Source organism: Helicobacter sp. (assembly GCF_022511165.1).
Lineage (GTDB): Bacteria > Campylobacterota > Campylobacteria > Campylobacterales > Helicobacteraceae > Helicobacter_C.
This window is the reverse complement of the sequence record NZ_JAFLSB010000069.1, coordinates 1-4,004: the sequence shown is the minus strand read 5'-3', so window position 1 is coordinate 4,004 and position 4,004 is coordinate 1. Positions and strand designations below refer to the sequence as shown.

3 protein-coding genes and 1 pseudogene are annotated in these 4,004 nt (G+C 39.9%); 2 read left to right on the top strand and 2 right to left on the bottom strand.

Annotation, left to right across the window (positions count from 1 at the left end):
• Nucleotides 1-6: 6 nt before the first annotated feature.
• Nucleotides 7-153: an ATP-grasp fold amidoligase family protein gene (locus J1E28_RS07595; RefSeq protein ID WP_291028413.1), complete on the top strand. Its 147-nt coding sequence runs from the start codon at nucleotides 7-9 to the stop codon at nucleotides 151-153.
• Nucleotides 154-266: 113 nt separating this feature from the next.
• On the opposite strand, the gene J1E28_RS07590 is transcribed toward J1E28_RS07595, so the two are convergent.
• Nucleotides 267-995, bottom strand: a complete 729-nt coding sequence (locus tag J1E28_RS07590) for a DUF5131 family protein (protein WP_291028411.1) — start codon at nucleotides 993-995, stop codon at nucleotides 267-269.
• Nucleotides 996-1,047: 52 nt separating this feature from the next.
• Nucleotides 1,048-3,741 (bottom strand): phosphoenolpyruvate carboxylase, encoded by a 2,694-nt coding sequence (locus tag J1E28_RS07585; protein WP_291028409.1) that lies wholly within the window; start codon nucleotides 3,739-3,741, stop codon nucleotides 1,048-1,050.
• A gap of 111 nt (nucleotides 3,742-3,852) precedes the next feature.
• On the opposite strand from J1E28_RS07585, the pseudogene J1E28_RS07580 reads away from it, so the two are divergent.
• Nucleotides 3,853-4,004 (top strand): annotated as a pseudogene (locus J1E28_RS07580) (ketol-acid reductoisomerase); the annotation flags it as partial.

Here is a 4,004-nt window from a genome sequence, read left to right as displayed (position 1 = left end):
GGCTTTGTGCGCGTTGATTTATATACAACAAAGAATAAAATTATCGTAGGAGAGCTTACACTTACTCCCATTGGTGGTACAGGCACATTTAATCCAAAAGAATGGGATAAAACATTTGGAGATTTATGGGGACGCGCACAGCCCCTCTCTTAAACACATAAATTGTCTTGGGCTTTAAAGATTCTAGATTCTAAGTTTTTTAATCTTTCAAAGCGCACATTTTGTGGTCCTAAAATCTAGATTCTAAGTCCCAAAGGCATTTCAAGCTACTCTAAATCAATCCCCGCTTTTTTGGCTTGACTTCTTTGCAGAGCCTTAGGAATATGATAGAGTTTATTATCTTTTATGAATCTCGCGCCTGTTTGATGAAAATGAAACTTCACTCCCGCTTCCCTCGCTTGCTCCCTTAGGGCTAAAACCCACTGATAGTTGCACGCCCTTGCTTGATACCCGCTCTCCCCTCCTACAGAGAGAAGTTCTATATCTTTGAGGTAAGATTCTATGTGAATCTCCTCTAGCAGCGGCGCACAGATTACTAAGCGGTGCTTGATAGGCAACTCACATAAAAGCTTTATACGCTCATTTGCGCGTTTTTGATTCTCTACACTCACGCCAATGCTTACATTATCATATCCGCTTCCCCAATCCTTGGGAAAATGCTCGCCCAAACGCTCAATGCGCTTTGTAAAAAAGATAAAATGCAAGCCCTTGCGCGTCCGCATTATCTCCCACGCCCTCTCACGCCACATATCAGCTTCTTGCAATAAAAAATCACTACTAAAGCAAGTCCATACCAAGCTCCCATCACTCACGCAGTATTCCCCATTTTTGCGCTTTTTGAGGGGGTATTCAAAGTTTTTGTTCAAAACAATGCACTTTGTATCGCGTTTATGGATTGAATCTATACTATAAATAAAGCAGTTCTTGCAGCCCTCGCTAATTTTAAAGCAGCCGTGCCAAGGATTCCAGCTTTTTTCTTGTCTATAAAACAACATCACAACTCATTGTGCTTCTTGTATGTGCCTATGAGCAATGCGCACCGCACACTCACCCTGTATTGCGAATGCCTTGCGCGATGCCTACGATAGTAGCGTGGATTTGTTCAAGGAGGCGCGATTGTGCTTTAGGATATTTACAGCTTTGATATCTTTTTATCAGCTCAATTTGCGTGAGATTAAGCACACTCAAATAAGGTTTGCGCAAGAGGATAGATTCTCTAATAGCACTTTCAGAATCAAAGAGCTCATCTTCGCCACGCAAATATAAAATATACTCAAGCGTGAGATGATATTGACTATAAATATGCTCCCAAATATCCTCACGCACAAGCTTATCTTCTACAAATGCCCCATAAAGCTTTGCAATATCTAAATCAACCTTAAGCATTGCTTGAGAAATATTATCAATGGTTGTTTTAAAAAAAAGCGATTGCTCATAACAACTTTTGAGCGCGTTTTTATCCCCATAGGCTAATCCGCTCCCTAGTCCATACCACGCGGGGATTATAGCGCGATTTTGCGTCCAAGCAAACACCCACGGAATCGCGCGTAAATCCTCTACTTTTTGTGAATCTTTGCGCTTGCTTGGACGCGAGCCGAGATTGAGATTTTGTATAAATGATATAGGCGTTGCCTTTTTAAAATAGCCCATAAAGTTTTTGTTCTCATATACGAGCGCACGATAGCTTTGAAATGAGCCCACAGAAACCGGCTTGAGCAATGCCATAATATGCGCATCACTCTCACACGCCCCATTGATACAATAAGTATCGGCTACACTTTTTTTAAGCAAAGCTCCAAGCGTGTTTGAAAAATTCTTTGTAGCAATGTGTTTGTTGAGATATTTTGCGCTTATCATTTCGCCTTGTTCAGTTGTTTTTAGCTTACTATGCACACTTTGGGGTGCAGATGAAAGCAGAGCTTCTTCTAGGCTACCGCCCCCTCGGCTAACACTCCCACCCCTGCCGTGAAAAAAGCTAATAGTAATATGCAGCTCATCTTGCAAATGTGTAAGCTCACTAATGGCATTATGGAGATTGTAATTACTTGCAAAAATCCCGCCGTCCTTGCTTGAATCCGAATACCCCACCATAATTTCTTGCGTATTGTTATTATCATAGAGATACTGCCGATAATGCGTATTTGTATGGAGTGAGCGTATAATGCCCTGTGCGCGTTGCAAATCATCAATAGTTTCAAAAAGTGGAGTGATAGAAATATATGCCTTACCACTTTTAGATTCTGCTTGTTTGCCTACTTTCCACAAACCGCTTTGTTTGGCAAGCCATAACACACAGAGTAAATCACTTGCTTGTGTGCTCATAGAAACGATAAAGCTTTGCACAATGGCTTTAGAGATATGTTTTTTTGCCCATTGTATGCGTAAAAATGCTCCTACAAGTCGCTTAGAAGATTCGCAAAGCTGCTCAACAATTACATTGAGATTGTATTTTTTGCTTAAGGCAATATCAAGAATCTCGCATTTTTTCTTCTCGCTTAAATCTTTAAAATCACTATCACTTAAGCCTAGCAAACAAAAAATCTCGCTAATAGTGCTTAAAATCACATCTCTATGCTCTCTAAAATCAAGTTGCAATAAATGAAATCCTCCCAAAAGCACTAAATGTCGAAATTCTCTCAATCCCTGTGCAGAGAGTGGGTCTAATGATTCTATGAGTAAGTCAATATCTGCTAATAGCTCTTTGGAGTTATTATAAGTAAAGCTCACGCCTTCGGGTGCATTAATGGCGATAAGACGATTTTTGAGCTTTTTTCGTATGAGATAGAGCTTGGCACGATAAGGCTCTTTAGCAAAAAGTGTTGCCTCGCTGCTAGGAAGCTCGTGCATTTGGCTTTGCAAAGATTGCATAAGGGCGCGTGAGGGCTTGACAAAATCAATTGAGATTGAGAGTTCGCGTATGAGCTTATCGCATCGAGTTATATAGATATTAATAATTGCTTTATGTGCGATTTTCATTACCTTTGTCATAATCTCATTGCTCACATACGGATTACCATCTCTATCGCCTCCTACCCAACTTCCTAAGGTGATAGGAGAAGATTCTAGGGGTTTATCAAGTAGGCTTTGCACAAAATCTAGCACTTGTAAGGCAGAGGCTAAAACCGAGCTTTCGATAATATAAAGCAGATTATCAAGCTCATAGAGAATCTCCATTTTTTCGCTTCGCACAAGATGCGTTTGCCAAAGGAGCTTGAGGCGATAAAGGAGCTGATTTTTTGCTTTTTCATCATTATGAGCTAAAATCGCCTTAATTTTTTGACTCATTTGGTGATGTGCTTCAAGGAAAGTGCGGCGGCGAGATTCTGTAGGGTGGGCAGTAAAAACCGGATAAAAGCGTAGATTTTCTAAAATTTCTAGCATTTCTGGCTTTTCATAACCCTCATTGTAGAGATCTTGCAAAGCTTGGGAGAGTTGATTTATCTGCACATTATTGCTAATGTTAAGCTCTTCGATGATGTTAAGAAGCATATGATAGAGGGTAAAAGCCTTGATAATAGGCAATGTCTTGTCTTGTTTATTCAAATGCGAGAGGGTGGATAAAAGCGTGGCATTATCGTGTTGTTCAAGGGCGTTTTTAAGCGTAATAAAAGCGTTTTTAAGCTCAATATCAATAGTTTGGAGCAAATGGGTAATGGTTTGGGAAACAAATTCTATTTGAGAAGATTCAAGCAAAGCAGAACCAAAAGGCTTAGAATGCTTGTGTGTGCTTTTGTTTGGCATTTCATTTCCTTTTTTGTATTGTGGCTTCTTAGCATTAATTATAACTAAGTTTGTTTTAACTATAATTGAGATTTTATTTTACAAGAGGGCAATACCTCGAAAGGAACTCGTATGGCATTACAAGTGTATTATGATAAAGATTGCGATTTAGGGCTGATTCAAAAGAAAAAAGTAGCCATTATTGGCTTTGGGAGTCAAGGACACGCTCACGCGGAAAATTTGCGAGATTCTGGCGTGGAAGTGGTGATTGGGCTGTATAAAGG